Origin of the sequence: Algibacter lectus (assembly GCF_004368925.1) — a bacterium.
GTDB lineage: Bacteria > Bacteroidota > Bacteroidia > Flavobacteriales > Flavobacteriaceae > Algibacter > Algibacter lectus.
The window spans coordinates 99099-118129 of record NZ_SORL01000009.1; the positions used below are offsets into that span (position 1 = coordinate 99099).

At 33.4% G+C, this 19031-nt stretch carries 12 protein-coding genes and 2 tRNA genes; 8 read left to right on the forward strand and 6 right to left on the reverse strand.

The window, feature by feature from the left end:
• Positions 1-55 precede the first annotated feature (55 nt).
• Positions 56-559, forward strand: coding sequence for a phosphoribosyltransferase domain-containing protein (locus DFQ06_RS13050; protein ID WP_042495630.1), 504 nt, complete (start codon positions 56-58; stop codon positions 557-559).
• On the opposite strand, the gene DFQ06_RS13055 is transcribed toward DFQ06_RS13050, so the two are convergent.
• On the reverse strand, positions 551-1072 hold the full coding sequence (locus tag DFQ06_RS13055) for a shikimate kinase (protein ID WP_133968125.1): 522 nt from the start codon (positions 1070-1072) through the stop codon (positions 551-553). The two genes, DFQ06_RS13050 and DFQ06_RS13055, sit on opposite strands and share 9 nt — an antisense overlap.
• A gap of 142 nt (positions 1073-1214) precedes the next feature.
• Between DFQ06_RS13055 and DFQ06_RS13060 the strand changes: the two genes are divergently transcribed.
• A tRNA-Lys gene (locus DFQ06_RS13060) sits at positions 1215-1287 on the forward strand.
• A 153-nt stretch (positions 1288-1440) separates the two neighbouring features.
• Positions 1441-1513: transfer RNA gene (locus DFQ06_RS13065), tRNA-Lys, on the forward strand.
• A gap of 169 nt (positions 1514-1682) precedes the next feature.
• Here DFQ06_RS13065 and DFQ06_RS13070 read toward each other — a convergent pair.
• A complete protein-coding gene (locus DFQ06_RS13070) occupies positions 1683-5168 on the reverse strand; it encodes a methylmalonyl-CoA mutase family protein (RefSeq protein WP_133968127.1) in 3486 nt (1161 codons plus the stop codon).
• A gap of 147 nt (positions 5169-5315) precedes the next feature.
• Here DFQ06_RS13070 and purU point away from each other — a divergent pair, with 147 nt between their 5' ends.
• From purU to DFQ06_RS13085, 3 genes are all read left to right on the forward strand, one after another.
• Complete coding sequence (gene purU, locus DFQ06_RS13075; protein WP_042495632.1) at positions 5316-6170, forward strand: formyltetrahydrofolate deformylase; 855 nt, start codon at positions 5316-5318, stop codon at positions 6168-6170.
• Between the two features lie 164 nt (positions 6171-6334).
• Positions 6335-7429, forward strand: a complete 1095-nt coding sequence (locus tag DFQ06_RS13080; protein ID WP_042495634.1) for an OmpA family protein — start codon at positions 6335-6337, stop codon at positions 7427-7429.
• Between the two features lie 409 nt (positions 7430-7838).
• Positions 7839-8477: a hypothetical protein gene (locus DFQ06_RS13085; protein ID WP_042495636.1), complete on the forward strand. Its 639-nt coding sequence runs from the start codon at positions 7839-7841 to the stop codon at positions 8475-8477.
• 83 nt (positions 8478-8560) lie between these two features.
• Here the strand turns inward: DFQ06_RS13085 and DFQ06_RS13090 are convergent, their stop codons facing one another.
• A complete protein-coding gene (locus tag DFQ06_RS13090) occupies positions 8561-9685 on the reverse strand; it encodes a TlpA family protein disulfide reductase (protein WP_083415766.1) in 1125 nt (374 codons plus the stop codon).
• A gap of 140 nt (positions 9686-9825) precedes the next feature.
• Here DFQ06_RS13090 and DFQ06_RS13095 point away from each other — a divergent pair, with 140 nt between their 5' ends.
• Positions 9826-10533, forward strand: a complete 708-nt coding sequence (locus DFQ06_RS13095) for a DUF4197 domain-containing protein (protein WP_042495638.1) — start codon at positions 9826-9828, stop codon at positions 10531-10533.
• Between the two features lie 187 nt (positions 10534-10720).
• Positions 10721-10915: a Lacal_2735 family protein gene (locus tag DFQ06_RS13100; protein ID WP_074937721.1), complete on the forward strand. Its 195-nt coding sequence runs from the start codon at positions 10721-10723 to the stop codon at positions 10913-10915.
• A 55-nt stretch (positions 10916-10970) separates the two neighbouring features.
• Here DFQ06_RS13100 and DFQ06_RS13105 read toward each other — a convergent pair whose 3' ends face one another.
• The 3 genes from DFQ06_RS13105 to DFQ06_RS13115 all read right to left on the reverse strand — a co-directional run bounded on the left by DFQ06_RS13105 (position 10971) and on the right by DFQ06_RS13115 (position 18852).
• On the reverse strand, positions 10971-12869 hold the full coding sequence (locus DFQ06_RS13105) for a hypothetical protein (RefSeq protein WP_206672768.1): 1899 nt from the start codon (positions 12867-12869) through the stop codon (positions 10971-10973).
• A gap of 80 nt (positions 12870-12949) precedes the next feature.
• On the reverse strand, positions 12950-15247 hold the full coding sequence (locus DFQ06_RS13110; protein ID WP_159140078.1) for a heparinase II/III domain-containing protein: 2298 nt from the start codon (positions 15245-15247) through the stop codon (positions 12950-12952).
• A gap of 257 nt (positions 15248-15504) precedes the next feature.
• The gene (locus DFQ06_RS13115) at positions 15505-18852 is read right to left on the reverse strand and encodes a carbohydrate-binding protein (RefSeq protein ID WP_133968131.1); all 3348 of its coding nucleotides are present in this window, start codon (positions 18850-18852) and stop codon (positions 15505-15507) included.
• Between the last annotated feature and the right edge of the window lie 179 nt (positions 18853-19031).

A 19031-nucleotide genomic window follows, 5' to 3' on the forward strand; every position in this document is an offset into this window, starting at 1 on the left:
CAAAGATTAAAACCCAATAAAAAAACTTAATTTTATACTTTAAAGTTAGCTTAATATGACTGCAACAAGTAACATTATTTTAAATCACACGGAAATTAACCACAAAATACGCCGTATTGCTTTTCAAATTTATGAAAGTAATATGGACGAAACAGAAGTGATTTTAGCGGGAATAGACAGTAATGGCTATGTTTTTGCAAAAAAACTAAAATTAGCATTGCAAAAAATTTCTAAAATTAATGTTTCACTATGTAAAGTGATTATCGATAAAAAAAATCCGTGGCAAGATATTAAGACCTCTATGGATCCCGAAGATTACAAAAACAAATCTATTGTATTGGTAGATGATGTTTTAAACTCCGGAACCACACTAATTTATGGCGTTAAACACTTTTTAAATGTGCCTTTAAAACAATTTAAAACGGCTGTTTTAGTAAATAGAAACCATAAAAAATACCCTGTAAAGGCAGATTATAAAGGTATTTCGCTTTCTACCTCGTTGCATGAACACGTTAATGTTATTTTAGAAGGTAAAAACTTTGAAGCTATTTTAGAATAAGCTATCAAAAACATCTTTTGTAACTTCCTTTTTAGATCTACCATCAATAGACACCTTAACATTGGCCTGATTGTAGTAATAAGCACGTTCAAACAAGTGTTTCCCTATAAATTCGCCCATAGCCTCCTCGGTTTCAATATGCGCTATTAAAGGGCGTGTTGCCTTTTTCTTCATTAACTTTTCAATCAATGTCGGTATCGATGCCTTTAAATACACACTCTTTACATTCTCGGCGCCTAAAATAGCATCCATATTATTACTGTAGCAAGGTGTGCCTCCACCAACAGATAAAATAATATCTTCTTTAGATTGAAGTTGCTCACGCAAATAAAGTGCTTCTTGTTTTCTGAAATAGATTTCACCTTTAGATTTAAACACCTCGGAAACCGAAGCATTTTCTTTAGATTCAATTAAATCATCTAAATCAATAAAATTATAATTTAGTTTTTTTGCTAATCTCTTTCCAATTGTTGACTTTCCGGAAGCCATATACCCTATTAAAACTATTATCATTTTTTCGTTAAGAATTGATTTTTAAAAACATACGATTTACAGATGCAAAAAAACGAAATTTATTTAAAAAAAGTGTTGTTTTATTAAAGAAAGGTTTTATATTTGCACCCGCTAACAGCAATGTTAACAACTTTGAAATAATGACCTGGTAGCTCAGTTGGTAGAGCATCTCCCTTTTAAGGAGAGGGTCCTGGGTTCGAGCCCCAGCCCGGTCACAAAAAACCTATAGATTGAAAAATTTGTAGGTTTTTTTATTAAAGTTTTTTAATAAAAACTTTAGTTTAATTACAAATTTAATTGTTTTTCTAATTAAAGATGTTATATTTGCACCCGCTAACAATTACTGTTAGCATTTATTTTGAAATAATGACCTGGTAGCTCAGTTGGTAGAGCATCTCCCTTTTAAGGAGAGGGTCCTGGGTTCGAGCCCCAGCCCGGTCACAAAAAAAAACCTTTAAGTCTTTTGATTTAAAGGTTTTTTGCTTTTTATAAGTTTCTTGTATTTCTCTCTAAGCGCTTTTTAATAAAACAGATGCTTCGAGACCTCAAACTATTTTAAGGTCTCAAAAACTATCCTAAAAGTATTCTATTAACTATTTAAATGTGCTGTTTACATATTTCGGCGGTACTGCCCTCCTACTTCAAACAACGCATTTGTAATTTGCCCTAAAGAACACACTTTACAAACTTCCATTAAAGCTTCAAATATATTTTCGTTATTCACGGCTTTATGTTGAAGCTCTTTTAATAAAGATTGAGTATCATTAGCGTTATGCAGGTTTTTCAATGTTTTAATTTGAAATTTCTTTTCTTCTTCAGTAGCACGAATTACTTCCGCAGGTAAAACCGTTGGAGATCCCTGGCTACTTAAAAAGGTATTTACTCCAATTATCGGGAAATCTCCATTATGCTTTAAAGTTTCGTAATACAGACTTTCTTCTTGTATTTTACTACGTTGATACATAGTTTCCATAGCTCCTAAAACACCACCACGTTCTGTTATTCTATCAAACTCTAACAATACAGCTTCCTCGACCAAATCGGTTAATTCTTCAATAATAAACGAGCCTTGTATTGGGTTTTCATTTTTATTTAAACCTAACTCTTTATTAATAATAAGCTGAATAGCCATAGCACGACGCACAGACTCCTCTGTTGGCGTTGTAATGGCTTCATCATAGGCATTTGTGTGTAGCGAGTTACAGTTGTCGTAGATAGCATATAAAGCCTGAAGTGTTGTACGGATATCATTAAAATCGATTTCTTGAGCATGTAAGCTTCTACCAGATGTTTGAATATGGTATTTAAGCATTTGTGCTCTAGCGTTTGCACCATACTTATGTTTCATGGCTTTTGCCCAAATTTTACGAGCTACACGACCAATAACCGCATATTCCGGATCGATTCCGTTAGAAAAAAAGAAGGACAAGTTTGGTCCGAATTTATTAATATCCATGCCTCGGCTTAAATAATATTCCACGTAAGTGAAACCATTAGATAAAGTTAATGCCAATTGAGTAATGGGGTTTGCTCCTGCTTCGGCAATATGATATCCGGAAATAGACACCGAATAAAAATTACGCACATTATTATCTATAAAATATTCTTGCACATCGCCCATCAATCGTAATGCAAATTCTGTTGAAAAAATACAGGTGTTTTGAGCTTGGTCTTCTTTCAAAATATCGGCCTGAACCGTACCACGAACTTGAGCTATGGTATTTGTTTTAATTTCGGCATAAACATCCGCTGGTAACACCTGATCTCCAGTTACACCTAAAAGCATTAAACCTAAACCGTTATTACTTTCGGGTAAATCGCCATTGTATTTTGGACGCTCTTTACCTTTATAAATTTCAGCTATTTTAGCTTCTACTTCAGCTTCTAAATTATTTTCTTTTATATAAATCTCACATTGTTGATCGATGGCTGCATTCATAAAAAAGCCAAGCAACATTGGAGCTGGCCCATTAATCGTCATACTCACAGAGGTCATTACGTGTGCCAAATCGAAACCAGAATATAGTTTCTTAGCATCGTCTAAACAACAAATAGAAACTCCTGCATTTCCAATTTTACCGTAAATATCTGGTCGTAAATCGGGATCGTTTCCGTAAAGTGTAACACTATCAAAAGCAGTAGACAAACGTTTTGCCGGCAATCCTGCACTTACATAATGAAACCTTTTATTGGTACGCTCTGGTCCGCCTTCGCCTGCAAACATTCTGGCCGGATCTTCCCCTGTTCTTTTAAATGGATACAAACCAGATGTGTATGGAAATTCTCCAGGTACATTTTCTTGTAAGCACCATTTTAGTAAATCGCCCCAAGCTTGGTATTTTGGTAAAGCTATTTTAGGAATCTGCAAATGCGATAACGACTCGGAATGTGTTTCAATATTAATGTCCTTATCTCTAACTTTAAAGCTATATATTGGATTTTTATATTTTTTTACTTTCTCGTCCCAAGTGGTAATAATTTCCCAGTTGTAAGGATCGAGGTTTAATTTTACTCTGTCGAATTCTTTTATAAGTAGATGTAGTAAACTTCTTTGAGATTCCTCGTCAGTCGTTCCTCCTTCTTTCGGAATCGCAATTCCTTTATCATTCTGAGCTTGTTGAAGAATCTCATCTTCATTTAATCCTAATTTTCCAATAAGCGACTTCTCAACTTCGTTCAATGACACATTCATTACAGAACAAATGGTTTTATAAATTCCGTAAAGCTTCTGTGCCACTTCAAACTGTTCCAAGCCTTTTTTATCGTAAACACGGTTGTTTTCAGCAATTTCAGATAAATAACGTGTTCTATTTGGTGGAATTACAAAAATCTTTTCACTCATTTCATTAGAAATGGTAAAGGTTGATTTTAAATCGGCGCTCGCTTTTTCAACCAAAGTATCCATAATAGCCTTGTAAAGCGTATTCATTCCGGGATCATTAAACTGAGAAGCGATGGTTCCGAATACGGGTAAATCGTCCTGATGGGTATCCCACAAATTATTATTACGCATGTATTGTTTTTTTACATCGCGTAAAGCATCTAGCGAACCCCGTTTATCAAATTTATTAATGGCTACCAAATCGGCAAAATCGAGCATATCAATCTTTTCTAGTTGGGTTGCTGCTCCAAATTCTGGTGTCATTACATATAAGGACACATCAGAATGTTCGATAATTTCCGTATCACTTTGCCCAATTCCTGAAGTTTCTAGTATAATAAGATCGAATTCTGCGGCTTTTAGAACCTCAACCGCTTCGTTTACATATTTTGAAAGTGCTAAATTAGATTGTCTCGTTGCCAAACTTCTCATATAAACACGCGAGTTATTAATAGCATTCATACGAATTCTATCCCCAAGAAGTGCTCCACCTGTTTTTCTTTTTGAAGGATCTACAGAAACAATACCAACAGTTTTTTCTGGAAAATCTATTAAAAACCTTCGAACAAGCTCGTCTACCAAACTCGATTTTCCTGCACCACCGGTTCCGGTAATACCCAAAACTGGTGTTTTTGAGTTTTTATTTTTATTATGAATTTTATCTAAAACTACTTTTGAAATCTCCGGAAAATTCTCTGCAGAAGAAATAACTCTAGCTATAGTTTTATCATTTTTATTCTTTAAAGTATCAACATCTATATCGAGTTGATCGCCTATGGCGAAATCTGCTTGTTCTACCAAATCATTAATCATCCCTTGCAAACCCATTTCACGGCCATCATCGGGCGAATAGATTCTGGAAATACCATAATCCATTAAATCTTTTATTTCCGAAGGTAAAATAACACCGCCACCGCCGCCAAAAATTTTGATATGCTCTGCTCCGCGTTCCTTCAACAAATCGAACATGTATTTAAAATACTCGTTATGCCCACCTTGGTACGATGTTAAACAAATGGCATTAACATCTTCTTGAATAGCTGTATTTACAACTTCTTCCACACTTCTATCGTGGCCTAAATGAATCACTTCCACTCCAGTAGACTGAATAATTCGACGCATAATATTAATAGAAGCATCATGACCATCAAATAATGATGCAGCTGTAACTATTCGAACTTTATATTTTGGTTTGTAGGAAGGAATTTGTTTCATTCTTAAAAAATCTTATGATTAGAACTGCGAATTTACGGAATATTCAAAAATATCAACAATTTGCAACAGATAATCTAATTTTAAAATGCAAACTCCAATTTATCTAATTTTAACTTACATTTAACAAAAATTAACAAGTACGTTTTAATGAATAAAATCACCATACTCATTCACTGTAAAGATTTACCTGGCATCATTGCATCGGTTACCAACTTTATTACTGAAAAACAAGGTAATGTTATTTACTTAGATCAGCATGTAGATCGAGAACAGAACATATTTTTCATGCGTTTAGAAAGTGAATTTCAAGACCCAAACTTTTCAACAGAAACTTTTAAAGATTGTTTTAAAAGTAATATTGCTGATGAGTTTAACATGAAATGGCGCATATATTCTTCTGAAAAGAAACCTAAAATGGCGCTTTTTGTTTCTAAATACGACCATTGCCTTTACGATTTACTTGGCCGCTATAATTCTGGCGAACTTAATTTAGAAATTCCTTTTATAATAAGTAACCATAACGACTTAAAGCCTATTGCCGATAGTTTTAAAATACCGTTTTATCATATTCCTGTTACCAAAGACACTAAAGCACAGGCCGAAGCCAAGCAATTAGAGTTGCTAGAAGCACATAATATCGATTTTATTGTACTGGCTCGCTACATGCAAATAGTTTCTGGTACATTAATTAATAAATACCCAAATAAAATAATAAACATACATCACTCCTTTTTACCTGCCTTTGTTGGCGCCAAACCTTATCACTCTGCTTACAAGCGTGGTGTTAAAATTATTGGAGCTACAAGTCACTACGTAACCGAGGAGCTAGATGCCGGACCAATTATTGAGCAAGATGTTGCACACGTATCTCATACATATACTATAGATGCACTTATTGCCAAAGGAAGAGATTTAGAAAAAATAGTGCTAGCTAATGCGATAAAATCACATTCAAACCGAAAAGTTATGGTGTATAACAATAAAACCGTAATTTTTTCGTAACTTTTTAATCCATTAATAATCAACACTTAGACCCCTTAAAACCCCTCAAAAAAGTGCTCTTAACTAACACTTTTTAATTTTTTATCAATATAACTTGTGACTTATCAGTTTTTCCTGTGTCTTAATAATGTGGAAAAACAACCATTAACTAAATTTTAATTTTTATGAAAACAAATTTATTTTTAAGCCTAGCTTTAATTTTCGGAATCGGGTTTACCCAAGCTCAAAACTTACCAGCAAATCCTGATCCAGGGAAATGTTATGTAAAATGTATTACAAAAGATGAATTCAAAGACATCGAAGAAACTATCGAAGTATATCCAGCATATTCTGTTTTAGAAGTAGTTCCTGCAACATACAGAACTGTAGAAGATCGTGTATTAGTAAAAGAAGCTTCTAAGAAATTCGTTTACGTTCCTGCAACTTACGAAACTGTTGAAGTACCTTACGTAAAGAAAGAAGGAAGAACAGATTTAAACATTAATCCTGCAACTTTCGGTTCTAGCTCTAGAACTTTCGAAACTTACCCAAAAACTTCTGGATGGGAATACAAGGAAACTGCTTGTGATTCTCCTAACAAAGAAGATTGTGTTGTAGCATGTTTTGTTGAATATCCTGCTCAATCTAGAGATGTAAGCTTTACAACTTTAGCTACAGATGCTTCAACTAGCCAAGTACCAGTTACAGAAGTAAACACAGTATACAAAAAACGTGTTATCAAAACTCCAGCAAGAATGGACGAAATTGAAATTCCTGCAGAATACTCAACTATCAAACGTCAAGTTGTTAACACTCCAGCATCTACAAGAACTGTAACTGTACCTGCAAAAATGCAAACTGTTACAAGAACTGTATTAGCTAAAAAAGGTGGAATTACTACATGGGAAGAAGTTGATTGTGGGTTATTAAAATCTAACGTATTACCAATTTTTTACGAAACAGGTAGCGCACGTATCACACCAGCATCTAAAAAAATTATTGACGAAACATTATTACCATTATTAAACAGTAAGCCTGTGAGCATCGAACTAATGTCTCATACAGATGCTAGAGGAAATGATGATTTCAATATGTCTTTATCTCAACAACGTGCTAACTCAGTAGTAAACTACTTAGTATCTAAAGGAATCTCTAGAAACCGTTTAACTGCAAAAGGATACGGAGAAACAAGATTAGTAAACCGTTGTGCTAATGGTGTTGATTGTTCAGATAACGAACACCAAAAGAACAGACGTACCGAATTTAGAGTTATACAATAAAAACATTGTAAATTCTATTACAATTTTAAACTGAGGGGTTAGTTTAATTATCGAAAAGGGCATCTTTTAATTAAGATGCCTTTTTTATTTTTCAATATTTTGGGCGTTACCACAAGGGTCGAGCTTTACGTTGCAAATCCTCGCGCCACCGATTACCATCGGCCACGCTATGGGTTTTACACTGCAATCCCTAACGCAAGTATTTGCCAACCATATTTCTTCTCAATGCAGTATTAACATTTAGCTAAACCAGTTCTCCATGATTACTAAAATAAAAATATACGAGCACTAATAGACCAACGGTAATGTTTTAATTAAAATAAGAAAAAACTTCAATTCTTATTTTTTAAACTAAGGTATATCTCTATATTTAATCCTTAATTCAATTAAAACACTCAAATAAAACAACATGAAAAAAGTAATTTTTGCAGCAACATTAATGTTTCTAGCCATTATCAACACATCTTGCGATAGTAATGATGACAAAGATGACACCTCGGAAACTCAATACCCAATTACCCTTAAATTCTCTCACGTAGAAGAAAGCTTCTCTTATATTAAAGATGGAACAGAAACCGAAGAAGTACCCGATGATGTTTTAGCCGCATATTACGAAAATAGCGGACTTGGGCGTAATAAAGCAGAAATAGAAGAGGAAAGTAAAGACTATTATTTTAAATTTATAAGTGACACAGAGGTGGTGGTTGCTCAATATGGCGAAATCTACAATGTAGATTACGTATTTGAAGACGGATTTCTTCACGTCTATTATGAAGACCAAGATGAGGATGGAGAGATCATTAAACTGTTACTTGGTAAAGGCGACCTTAATAAATTAGAATACCTATACTCTTCTATAGTGCATAAAGTAGAAAACGGAAGTAGTGGATCTGCCAGTGCTTACGAAGATGCCGGAGATATACCATATTTTCCAACAACTTTTGACAACTCTGTAAATTTCCATAATTACGAGAATATTACAGATATACAAGGTGATGAAACTTATTTGTTAATACACAACTTAGCTGATGTATATATTAAAGAATAAATAATTTCCTTTTACAAAATAAAAAAGCTCAGGATTTATATCCTGAGCTTTTTTATTTTAAAGTAATTAGTTCTCTAATAAACCTAACGCTTATTGTAAACATACTCTAGGTATGTTGTAACTTTCTTTTCTACCTTTATTCCGTATTCTCCAAGATTAGAAGACATAAACTCAAAATATTTATAATGAATTTGCCAATCATGTAACTCTTCATTTTTAAACTTCTTATCAAAAATAATAGGAGTTTCTAATAAAAAAGATAGTTGATAAGCAATATCCGTTACAGAAGCATTATCTGCTTGTATATCGGAATCTCCGATTAAATATTTAGGATTATTAATACCCCAATCTATTTGGTTAGTATCCCAAAACTTAGCATCATCAATATTTAAAACCAATACATCTCCCTCCTTTTCATACTCTTTACGGCGTAACTTTAAAGCTCTACTAATGCTATTTTCTTTGTTTTCAAAGGCTTTAGAACCTTCTTCAAAATACATCTTGTAATACTTATTATCTTCTTTAGAAATTTTAATTTGCGCTTTATTACTGTGCAACGCATAAGCCATAATATCTTGTAAACGCCCTTCAATCTCTAAATATCCATTTCTATTTACAGCCTGAATTCCAGAATTAAGACTATGATCTACTTCCATTTCTAGATAATCAAAATCTTTTCTTCGCTTTATAGGGTTTTCTATAGCGACTTCTTGTTTATATTCTTCAAGTTTAAAAAAATCGTCTACCGCAATAGTTTTTTGATTTCTAGCTAAAAATCCACCAATTTTATAAGCCTTTAAATCGGCCGCATGTCCTTCCCATAGTTTTTGTCCATCGGCATTAAATAAAATACCATAAGGTAAACTAGCAATGTTATTTAAAGCAAAAGTCTCACCTTCATAATCTGTGGCAACTGCCAAACCTGTATTATGTTTAACCATAAACTTATTTACTACTTCTGCACTTTCTTGAGTTAGAGACAGAATATAAAAGTTTTTAGGAAACTGCTGTTGTAAAGATTCTAAATATTTAGAAACATGAATACACGGGCCACACCATGTTGCCCAAAAATCTACAAAATACAACGCGTTTTCATCCGTGGTTGCAATCGAAGATTTTTTAATGTTCTTTGATATATGTATTTGCCCAAAAAAAATCATTGGAGTTAAAACACATAACAAGCAAAGTACTAATTTTCTTATTTTCATTATAATACAGCTTAATATAGAGTCAATTTAATAATATATTGTGATACATACAATAATTGTGCTAAAATAGTATTTAAAAAAAAGAGAATGGTTTTCATTTGTAAAATATATCTTTGTATTTTAATATAAAACCCAATATCATGATTCGTAAAGCACTCGTTTTCTTACTAATATTTAATCTTACGGCATGTGCCGAACTTCAACAAGTAGTTAGTCAACTACCACAAGCAGGTGGCGCATTAGGCACTACCGAAATAGCATCAGGCTTACGTGAAGCTCTAGATTTAGGTATTGACAAGCAAGTAACAAAACTAACACAAACCGATGGTTTTTTTAAAAACGACTTGGTTAAAATTTTATTACCAGAAGAATTACAAAAGGTTGACAAAGCCCTTAGAGATATAGGATTGAGCAGTCTTGCAGACGAAGGTTTAAAAGTACTTAATAGAGCGGCAGAAGATGCTGTAAAAGAAGCAACTCCTATTTTTGTAGACGCTGTAAAAGACATTACGTTTGCAGATGCTAAAAATATTTTACTCGGTAGCAACGATGCTGCAACGCAGTATTTAACATCTAAAACACAAACAGCTCTTTACGATAAATTTAATCCTGTAATTAAAAGCTCGTTTGGAAAAGTAGGTGCCGATCAAGTATGGAGTAATTTAATTACTAAATACAACGCATTACCATTTACTAGTGATGTTAATCCAGATTTAACAGATTACGTAACAGGTGAAGCTTTAAAAGGTGTTTTTACAATGATTGCAGTTGAAGAAACTGAAATTAGAACTAAAGTATCTTCTAGATCTACAGATTTATTAAAAAAGGTTTTTGCTTTGCAAGACTAGATTTTTAAACATAAATAAAAGCCGCATACAGTTTTAAATTGTATGCGGCTTTTTTTTATGGAATAAATTATTGCAAAAACACAACCGGCTTAAATAAAACGTATTCAATTGAAAATCAATTAAAAAGAATTAAATAATTAAACAAAAAAGTGTATATTTATGTTCTACTTAATTCCCTTTAATCGTTATGAACCGAGTTGACAGTATTAAAACAGACCAACACAGACTAAGCCAACGCTACAAAGAACTTATAGAACAGGCTTATAATTTCCGACAAACAGATTCCGCTTTAAGTGATATTTCGGAATATCGAGCTATAAAGCTTCTCCATAAATTAAACCGATTAAAATATCTTATTAGAGATTCTAATATTTATGAATAGCATCTTTTTTTAAGACAACTAAAACTGATTCTAGAACAAAGCCAAAATCACATTTTTAATTAAACAGGGGTGTGTACTTCATTGTTATACTTCCGCTAGCTAAAGGCTTCTCAAAATCAATACCAATTCTAACAGCACCTTTTCCTTCTCGCATATGCTCTACAGGAACAGGCTCTGGATTAATAACAACCTTCCCTCCTCTGCTTTTTATTTCAACTTTTATCTTTTGAGTTTTTCCTGTAAGGATTATAGTGTTGGCATCAACAATTTTATATTTAGAAAACGTCGTAATTGCCGTTCCGAAAGCTACGGGTTTTGTTGTTTTAAAATCGTCTTGAATGGTTATTGTTCCGGCGCTAGACTTATCATTCACCATTGTTCTAGATAAAGATTCTAGCACAGGCAACTCATAAGCAGTACTAATATCAATAACCACTTTATCTTCTGCATCAGTGAATTTGGTTTCTGTTATTTTTCCTTCAAACTGGCGCCCGTTAGATTGCAAAGTATTATTAATTCTAGGAACAGGATGTCCCCAAGAACTTCTAGCTTTATTGGTTGGCGAAAAAGAACCTGCTCGGTATGACGGCGCCCCAATATCTCCTGAAATTAAATCTTCTCCTAAAACTAAAATATAAGTTCCTACATCACTATGATTGTGGTTTTCTTTATTGTGTCCAGATTTAACCGCTACAGAAAATGGTACATTTTGTTTTCCTCGCGAAATCACCATTCCAAAATCGTAAAAATAAGAATGATTTGGTACTTCAAACGTTCCTGAATTTGTTGTATTTCTTGTTGTATAATCTTCTGGGTTTTTCCAAACAATAAGTTGTTCTACAGCTTGATCTAAAATATTTTCAATCGGTTTTCTTGCCCCATATTGTTTTGCTGCCAATACATAAGCAAAATTGCCTTCATTATTTTTAACGATAGAGCTACCATCGGCAAAAGGTGCAAATTTTTCATTTTGAATATGGAAATTCTCAGGAAAATCGGCTATTCTATTCAGTTTATCAGGATCATGACCTTCAAACAAATTAATTTTCCCATCGGTATAATCGAAAAGTATTTCGGCTAAATATAAGTAATGGCCAAAACCATAACGCCAATATCCAACACCTTCAGAGCAATAACCATCGGCACCAAAACCACTGATATAATGTTTCATGCTATTAATTGCAGAACCTATAGCGGCAATACGCTCATCTCCATCTATTGCATTCGCTATAGACGTAAAAACGGCTCCACTAGTGCACACGGCATTCCAGTTACTTTTGCCATCAATCCAATGGTTATTTTTATCGGGTATTTTACAACTTTCCAAATAGTTATCCGTGATTCTGTATTGAAGTTGTGCTTTAATTTTGTCTCTAAGTTCTGGTGATAATTGATCTTCCAGAAGTATTTCAGCTACAGCTAAAACCGACCCGAAACGTCTTGCTCCCAAATCTATCGAAACTCGTTTTCCTTCTAGAACACTATTGTTTCTGTCGTCATGATTAGGGTGTAACCACGATTTCATACCCATAATAGCTCTTAAGTATGTTTTAATTTGAGGAACAAACCGTCCTTTATTTTCTAAGCATTCAGCTAAAATAAAATGCTCTAAGCGTATCATGGTATTGTAATACCTTGGTTTATAAATGGTACGATTCCCTTCCTTATTAGCTCTTCGATAAATTTCATCAGAAATTGGAACCTCTGGAGCTTCAGCTAAGTAAGACAAGGCTTTTTTAAAATATATTTTACCCGATTCGGTTTCCGCGACCTCATTCCAAAACACTCTATCGCTAATTTTTGGTGCGGGTTGAAAGACTTCATTTGGAATGACATTTTTAAGCATTTCAATTTGCTTTTCCGAAGGGTAAATAGTTTCTTCGTCAGCTTGTTCCAAATAAGCTTTAATATCTAAAACTTCCTGATTTTGAGCAAAACCATTAAATGAGAACACTCTAAAAACAAGCAAAAAAAATAAAACAAAAACATATTTTTTTCTATTGAAGCTTTTCTTTTTAACCAACATATTCAGCTTTACTTTAGAGTTACTTTCACTATTTTATTTGATACATCATAGCTCGCTTTTTTAGAAACCCCATTCACTTTAAGTGCCGATGTCTTCTTAGAGCTATACAAACTCACCGTTGCATTTTCTTGACCTTGATAAACCACTTTCGGTGTTGCAGAAAAACCTTCTACTAAAGCCGTGTATTTCGATAATGAATGCATTAAAACTTGATTATCTCGACGTAAATAGCTGCCATGCCCAATAAACATTTCATCAACATTATTGATTTTTGTTTTATCAGCATCTGTTTTAAATTTTAAAACCGTTAAATAAGCATCGGTTTCCCAACCATTCATGTTAATGACACTATTACGGTGTTTTAGTCTGCCATCGGCCAAAAGATTAAAATACACTTCTGTTGCTTCACCATTCTGTGTAATAGAAACTCCTAAAAAGTCTTTTCCTTCAAAACGTTTGATAACTGGTAAGTTCTCTTTATTTTCTTCAGTTTTTAAAGTAATTGCAGAAATAAATTTGGTTCTAGCTGTTTCTTCAAAATGACTGATAGACCAATATTTCGATCTATTTTCTGGATGATGATCTTCATATCCTAACTTTTCTTCCAAACGCATTTGCTCAGGAAAATCGTGAGGTAATCCTCCTTCAGGAAAGATTTCTGGATATAGCGAATTTACTATAACCTCAGCATCGCCATCTTTAATCGACAGGTCCAAATCTTTACGTTTAGATTCTCCATTGTAATGCAACAGCCACTCAAATTTACCTGGTTTATGAGCCAATAAATCGTCTATCACTAAAATAACATCGCCTACCCAAATAAAATTACGATAATTACGTGCTAGTGTTTGTGCATAAGGCCCTGTGGCGTTAGCTAAAATGTATTTAAAATTGTCGCCTTCTATTAAATTATGAAGCGATCCTGGGTTTGAAACTCCGAAATAAGGGTCTTTTCTATTCTGACCTTTACCATTAAACAGCACTACATTATGCGCTTCGCTTTGGCAATAATATTGCGTGTAAAGCGGATTTCCATAAGATGCATTTCCTGAATCGATAATTAAATTTTTTCCATTATGAAATAAAATATACGATCCCGCATCGGCATGCGTATGGTTCCAAGTAAAACCAGATTTTACGGCTAACATGGTAGCGTTTTTATCCCAGGAATTACGCATGGTTGCCCACCCCATATCTTTAAACAAATGTGATGTTGCTAATTTAGGCGCATAATTACTTGCTATTTCTGGTAATTTAGGATGTAAAACAAGCCCGTTAGGTGTATCTAATTGCAAACCTTCTTTATCATTTCCAGCACTGGTTTGATTGATGTACCATGCATAATCGTTTTTCTTATAGCCCAATTGCCATAGCAATGTTAAGCATGCGTTTCCTGTTTTATTGATAAAACTATCTCCAAAGTTTACAGACATTGGTTTTCCTTCTTCAACATAATAAGTGGTTTGAATAAAGAAATCGCCTATTTTATCTAAAATTGGTAAATCGACCTGTTTTGTATTTGGTAATGCCGATTGCAAAGCAAAACGAAACAATAAATATTGAGAAATACCGTAAGACGCATAGTTTATACTTTCGTAAAAGCCACCGTCCTGATCGAATGTTGGCGGTTTATTCTGTAATACACTACCCGAATAGTTAACAAACTCGGTAGCGGTTTGAGCAATATCATTCACCCAGTTTTTAGCGTCTGGAACTTCGTTTCTAATTGCTAAGGAGCTAAAACCAGCCATATAAACGCAAGCGCTCCACCAGTTATGCCCCATAGTATCAAACGTATGAAAGTTTGAATTTGGCAATAACCAATCGTCTAAAGCAGGTTGAATACCAACGCGCACTAAATTTTCAGCAATATCCTTTCGTTCTTTTTTAGTTAAGTAATTATAAATACAATCGAACCCTATAGAAACGAAAAAACTAGTATGCGATGTATTTAACCCTCCTTTCCAAGCTGGTGTTCTGTTTAATAAATTAGCGCCTTCCCAAGTATCTTTTGAAGTATAATCTATCAATATTTTTTTAATCGTTTTGGCATATTTCTCATCGCCCGTCATACGATAGGCTAATCCTAACACTTGACAATTATCGGCTTTAAATCTATCTTTTAAAACTAATTCGTCTGCATGTTTTAATTGCTTTTCCCAGCTATTTTTTATGTCGTTATCAACTTTAATTTGCTGTTTTAAATTAGTAATATTACTATCGGTGTACAACAGATAATTTCTTTTTTGGGCTGTGACTATCATCACAAAAAAGCAGCAAATAACAAATGAGATTCCTTTTTTCATAGTTCTAAAATGAAACATTAATGTTTAATATTTATATTCTATTCAATATTACTTATTTATGCATTAAATGAATATAAACCATTAACCATTGTCTGTAAATTATAGCTTTTATATATCGATTCTCATTTTTTCGAATCACAATAAGGCATAAAAAAAGCCAAGACAAACTAAAATTACTTTTAGAGCATCTTGGCTTAAACGTTGGCATCTACAACGATTTCTAAACAAACAAATTTAACCGTTGGACCATAACGTCATTATAGCTTAATTAGTTTTTTCACAGTTGTACCTTGATCACCTGTAAATTTCATAAAATAAACTCCTGTACTCAAGTTTTTCAATGAAACTTCCTTATTGTTTTCGGGTAGAAAAAATTTCGATTCTAAAACACCATTAATATTATATATTTCTAACAATAAATTAGATCCATTTACAACAGTAAGCACTTGGTTTGCTGGATTCGGATATAGAATTATTTGAGGTAAGTTAAAATCACTAACGCTTAAAGTCGTTGTTCCATAAACCTCAACCTCTGCTAAAGACAATCCTCGATCTGATGTTTTTGATATTTTTATAATTCGCCCTACTTTATTATCAACATCTATAGTTAATGGTCGCGAAGATGGATAGTTTTCATAAAATTGTGTAAACGTAACATCTCCATTATTGTTTAAAACTTCTACAGTAAAATTATTCAAATCATTAACATAATTACTACCTGTTCTACCATAAATTACAATTTCCCAAATAACATTATTGGCGCCTAAATCTACTTGCCACCATTTAGATGTATTAGATCCATTGCTTCCATGTTCGGTATGTGTTACGGAACCACTTCCATAATTACCATTAGTATTTCCGTCGTTACCGCGAGTAGCATCTCCATCGTAATCGGTTGTAGATTGAGAAGCAATGCCTCCATTTGAAGCTAAAGCTAAGTTAATTAATTCAGGTGTTTCTTGATGAAACTCGAACCAATCTAAATTGAAAGCGCCATTTCCAAAATATAAATAAACCTCATGGGTACCCGTAACATTTTGAAGTAAAGATTCTGTAACCTGCTCCCAAACTTCCCATCCGCCTGTTTTTGGAACGGTAGTTTGAGCAATTAAAGTACCTTCTGTTGGGTGTCCTAGCATCACATTTATAAATCCATTTTCTACAGTTTCCTCGGTAGGATAACCTGCTACATTAAATGTAATTTGTGCAGGGGCTTCCGAAGTAAAATCGACGCTACCGTAACGAATCCATTCGTTATCATTTATACCTCCAAGATACTCATTGTTTATTGGAACCACTCCAAACATGCCACAGTAATCTAATGTGTCTATCTGAGAAAATGCATTGTAATTTACACCGCTACATTCATCATTATTGAAAAAGAAGTTATCCATATTTAAAAAAGAAGATCCCGTCCCTTTAAAAACAAAGTATAAATCGTGTGTTCCTGTTATTTCAGAAGCCGTATAGCTAGAAAATATTTCATAATTATCATTGCTTCCTGTATTTCCTACTACTACACTTGTTAATAATGCACCGTCTACTGCGCCACTTCTAACTTCAATAGATCCTCCAGTTGTAGAAGATGCTAAAATTTCAATTTCATTGTAAACATCGTCATTTCCAAAATGGACATTACTAAATCTTAAATAATCTCCATCATCAATATCTCCAATTGATTTATTAAAGATAGACAAATCGTATACTGTTATTCCTGATGAAGCACAGAAATCTTCTGCACTTATAGGTAAAAACGGGTTGTATGAAGCCTGAGAACAGGCGTCTTTATTAAAAGATAGTTTATCTAAATTAAATAACCATCCTGTTTCGCTCACACTGGTGAATACAAAATAGATATTGGTTTCCCCGTTAACAACTTGATTTAAGTTTGCAGAAAACTCTAAATAATTAGATTCGCTACTGGTACTAGTTATGGGTATTGTAGCGAGTAAAGTTCCGGTATTACTGCCTGTTCTAACTTCTATAGACACATCATTATGGATACTAGACAAGATAGCTTCAACTGAAGTCATATCAGTTAAATCAATAGCATTAAAATTTATCCAATCTCCAGTATGTATCCCATAAACTTCTTTAGTATTTGGATCATCATTTATTTCTCTCGTTCCTACACCAGACATCGTATCATAGCATTCAGCCTGAAGGTTGTTAACTGTATTATTACAAGGCTTTGTTGTAATACAATCGGTTAACTGAGTAATTGTATTATTAGATCCATTATCTTCAACTGGTCCGCAAGAAAAAATATTACAATCTGTAGCACTCTCTAAAACCAAAGGATAAGGTGTATTGTTTGTAAATGTAATATTGTTAGCGTTTCTAGAAGGTATTGGCTCTACAGAACCTGCTAAAAATCTATTTGCAGGTCTTGTACCTCCTAATACAATTTTAATATCTGGATTATAGTAAGTTGTACCATCGTGTATTGTAATATTATGATTGGTTCCTCCTGCATAAAAATAAGGTGTATCTCCAATTTTAGGAATATAATTATCTAGGATAGTAACTTCATAAGAAGCGTTAGAACGAGAAATATCTTCTGATAGAATCGGCCCAACTGATGCATCTGCACGACAATTAATAACATCACCATCATTACCTAGCCAAAATCCGCCTTCGCAAGCAAGTGCTGTACAGTTCTCAATTCGTTTATTATCTCCACCTTCAGCACCTGTATTTACACCTACACGCATTTTAACAATGGTACAATCTATAACTGTTGTATTTTCAGTACCTCTACTTACACCTGTAGAATCTCCATTAGAATCGTGTATAACTCCGGTAGAATAAGCTCTAATACCTGCTTCTTGAAGACTGAAGGTATAATCACTTTTATGATCTTTTAAATTAAAACCCCAAACGGTTTCAAAATCTACATTATCCGCAGGAGAATCTGTACCTTCTTCCTGCAGCATTTCTCCAACCGTACGTAATTCTCCCTCAACATAACAACCTTCTATTATTGCTTTATGAGAACCTTGTACAAATATACCATGTCCATAAGCTCTCATAATAACACTACAATTTTTTATATGGTTTCTGTCTCCTCTAACCAAAATACCTGCATGTTTTTGATGTGCAATTACAGAACCTCCTCCTTTACCAAAAGTATCGCCATATCCATAAGGAAAAGAACCTCTTACGGTGGTTTTAAAACCTTCTATTAAATTATCTGCACCATCAAGATGTATTGAACCTGCTCCTTTAGAAGGAACCGTCATCCCGATATCTTCCATGGTTAAATTCAAGTATACATTATCATTTCCCGCTGCCCAAAACTCAATAATATCAGTGTTTCCGTATAATTTGAATATTTTAGTATCAATTTCAAATTTTACATCGGTAAAGTCAAATTTACAGTCGTTTCCCGTAAACAGGAGTAATTTTGGATTTGAAAATAATTTATCTGGTCCGCAATTAGTTTCATTAAAGTAATACGTACCCGGAGTCATTACGAAATTACCATCATTATCACCTAAATGGTCCTTTAATTCGGCAAGGGAATTTATTTCGGTTTGGGCTTGTACATAACCTAGCCATAAAAACAAGACTGGGAGAATTATTAATTGTATATATTTTTTCATTATTTGATGTTTTTTGTTAAAATTAAGGCATGACAATAAGTGTTCACTAAAAACATAAACAACACAATATCAATGCCTTTAAAGTGACTTTATTTTAATAAACATTTAGATTAAAAACAAAAAGCCTCCTTATTCAACATATTGCCTAAGGAGACTTTAAGTTTTAATCAATTACTAAT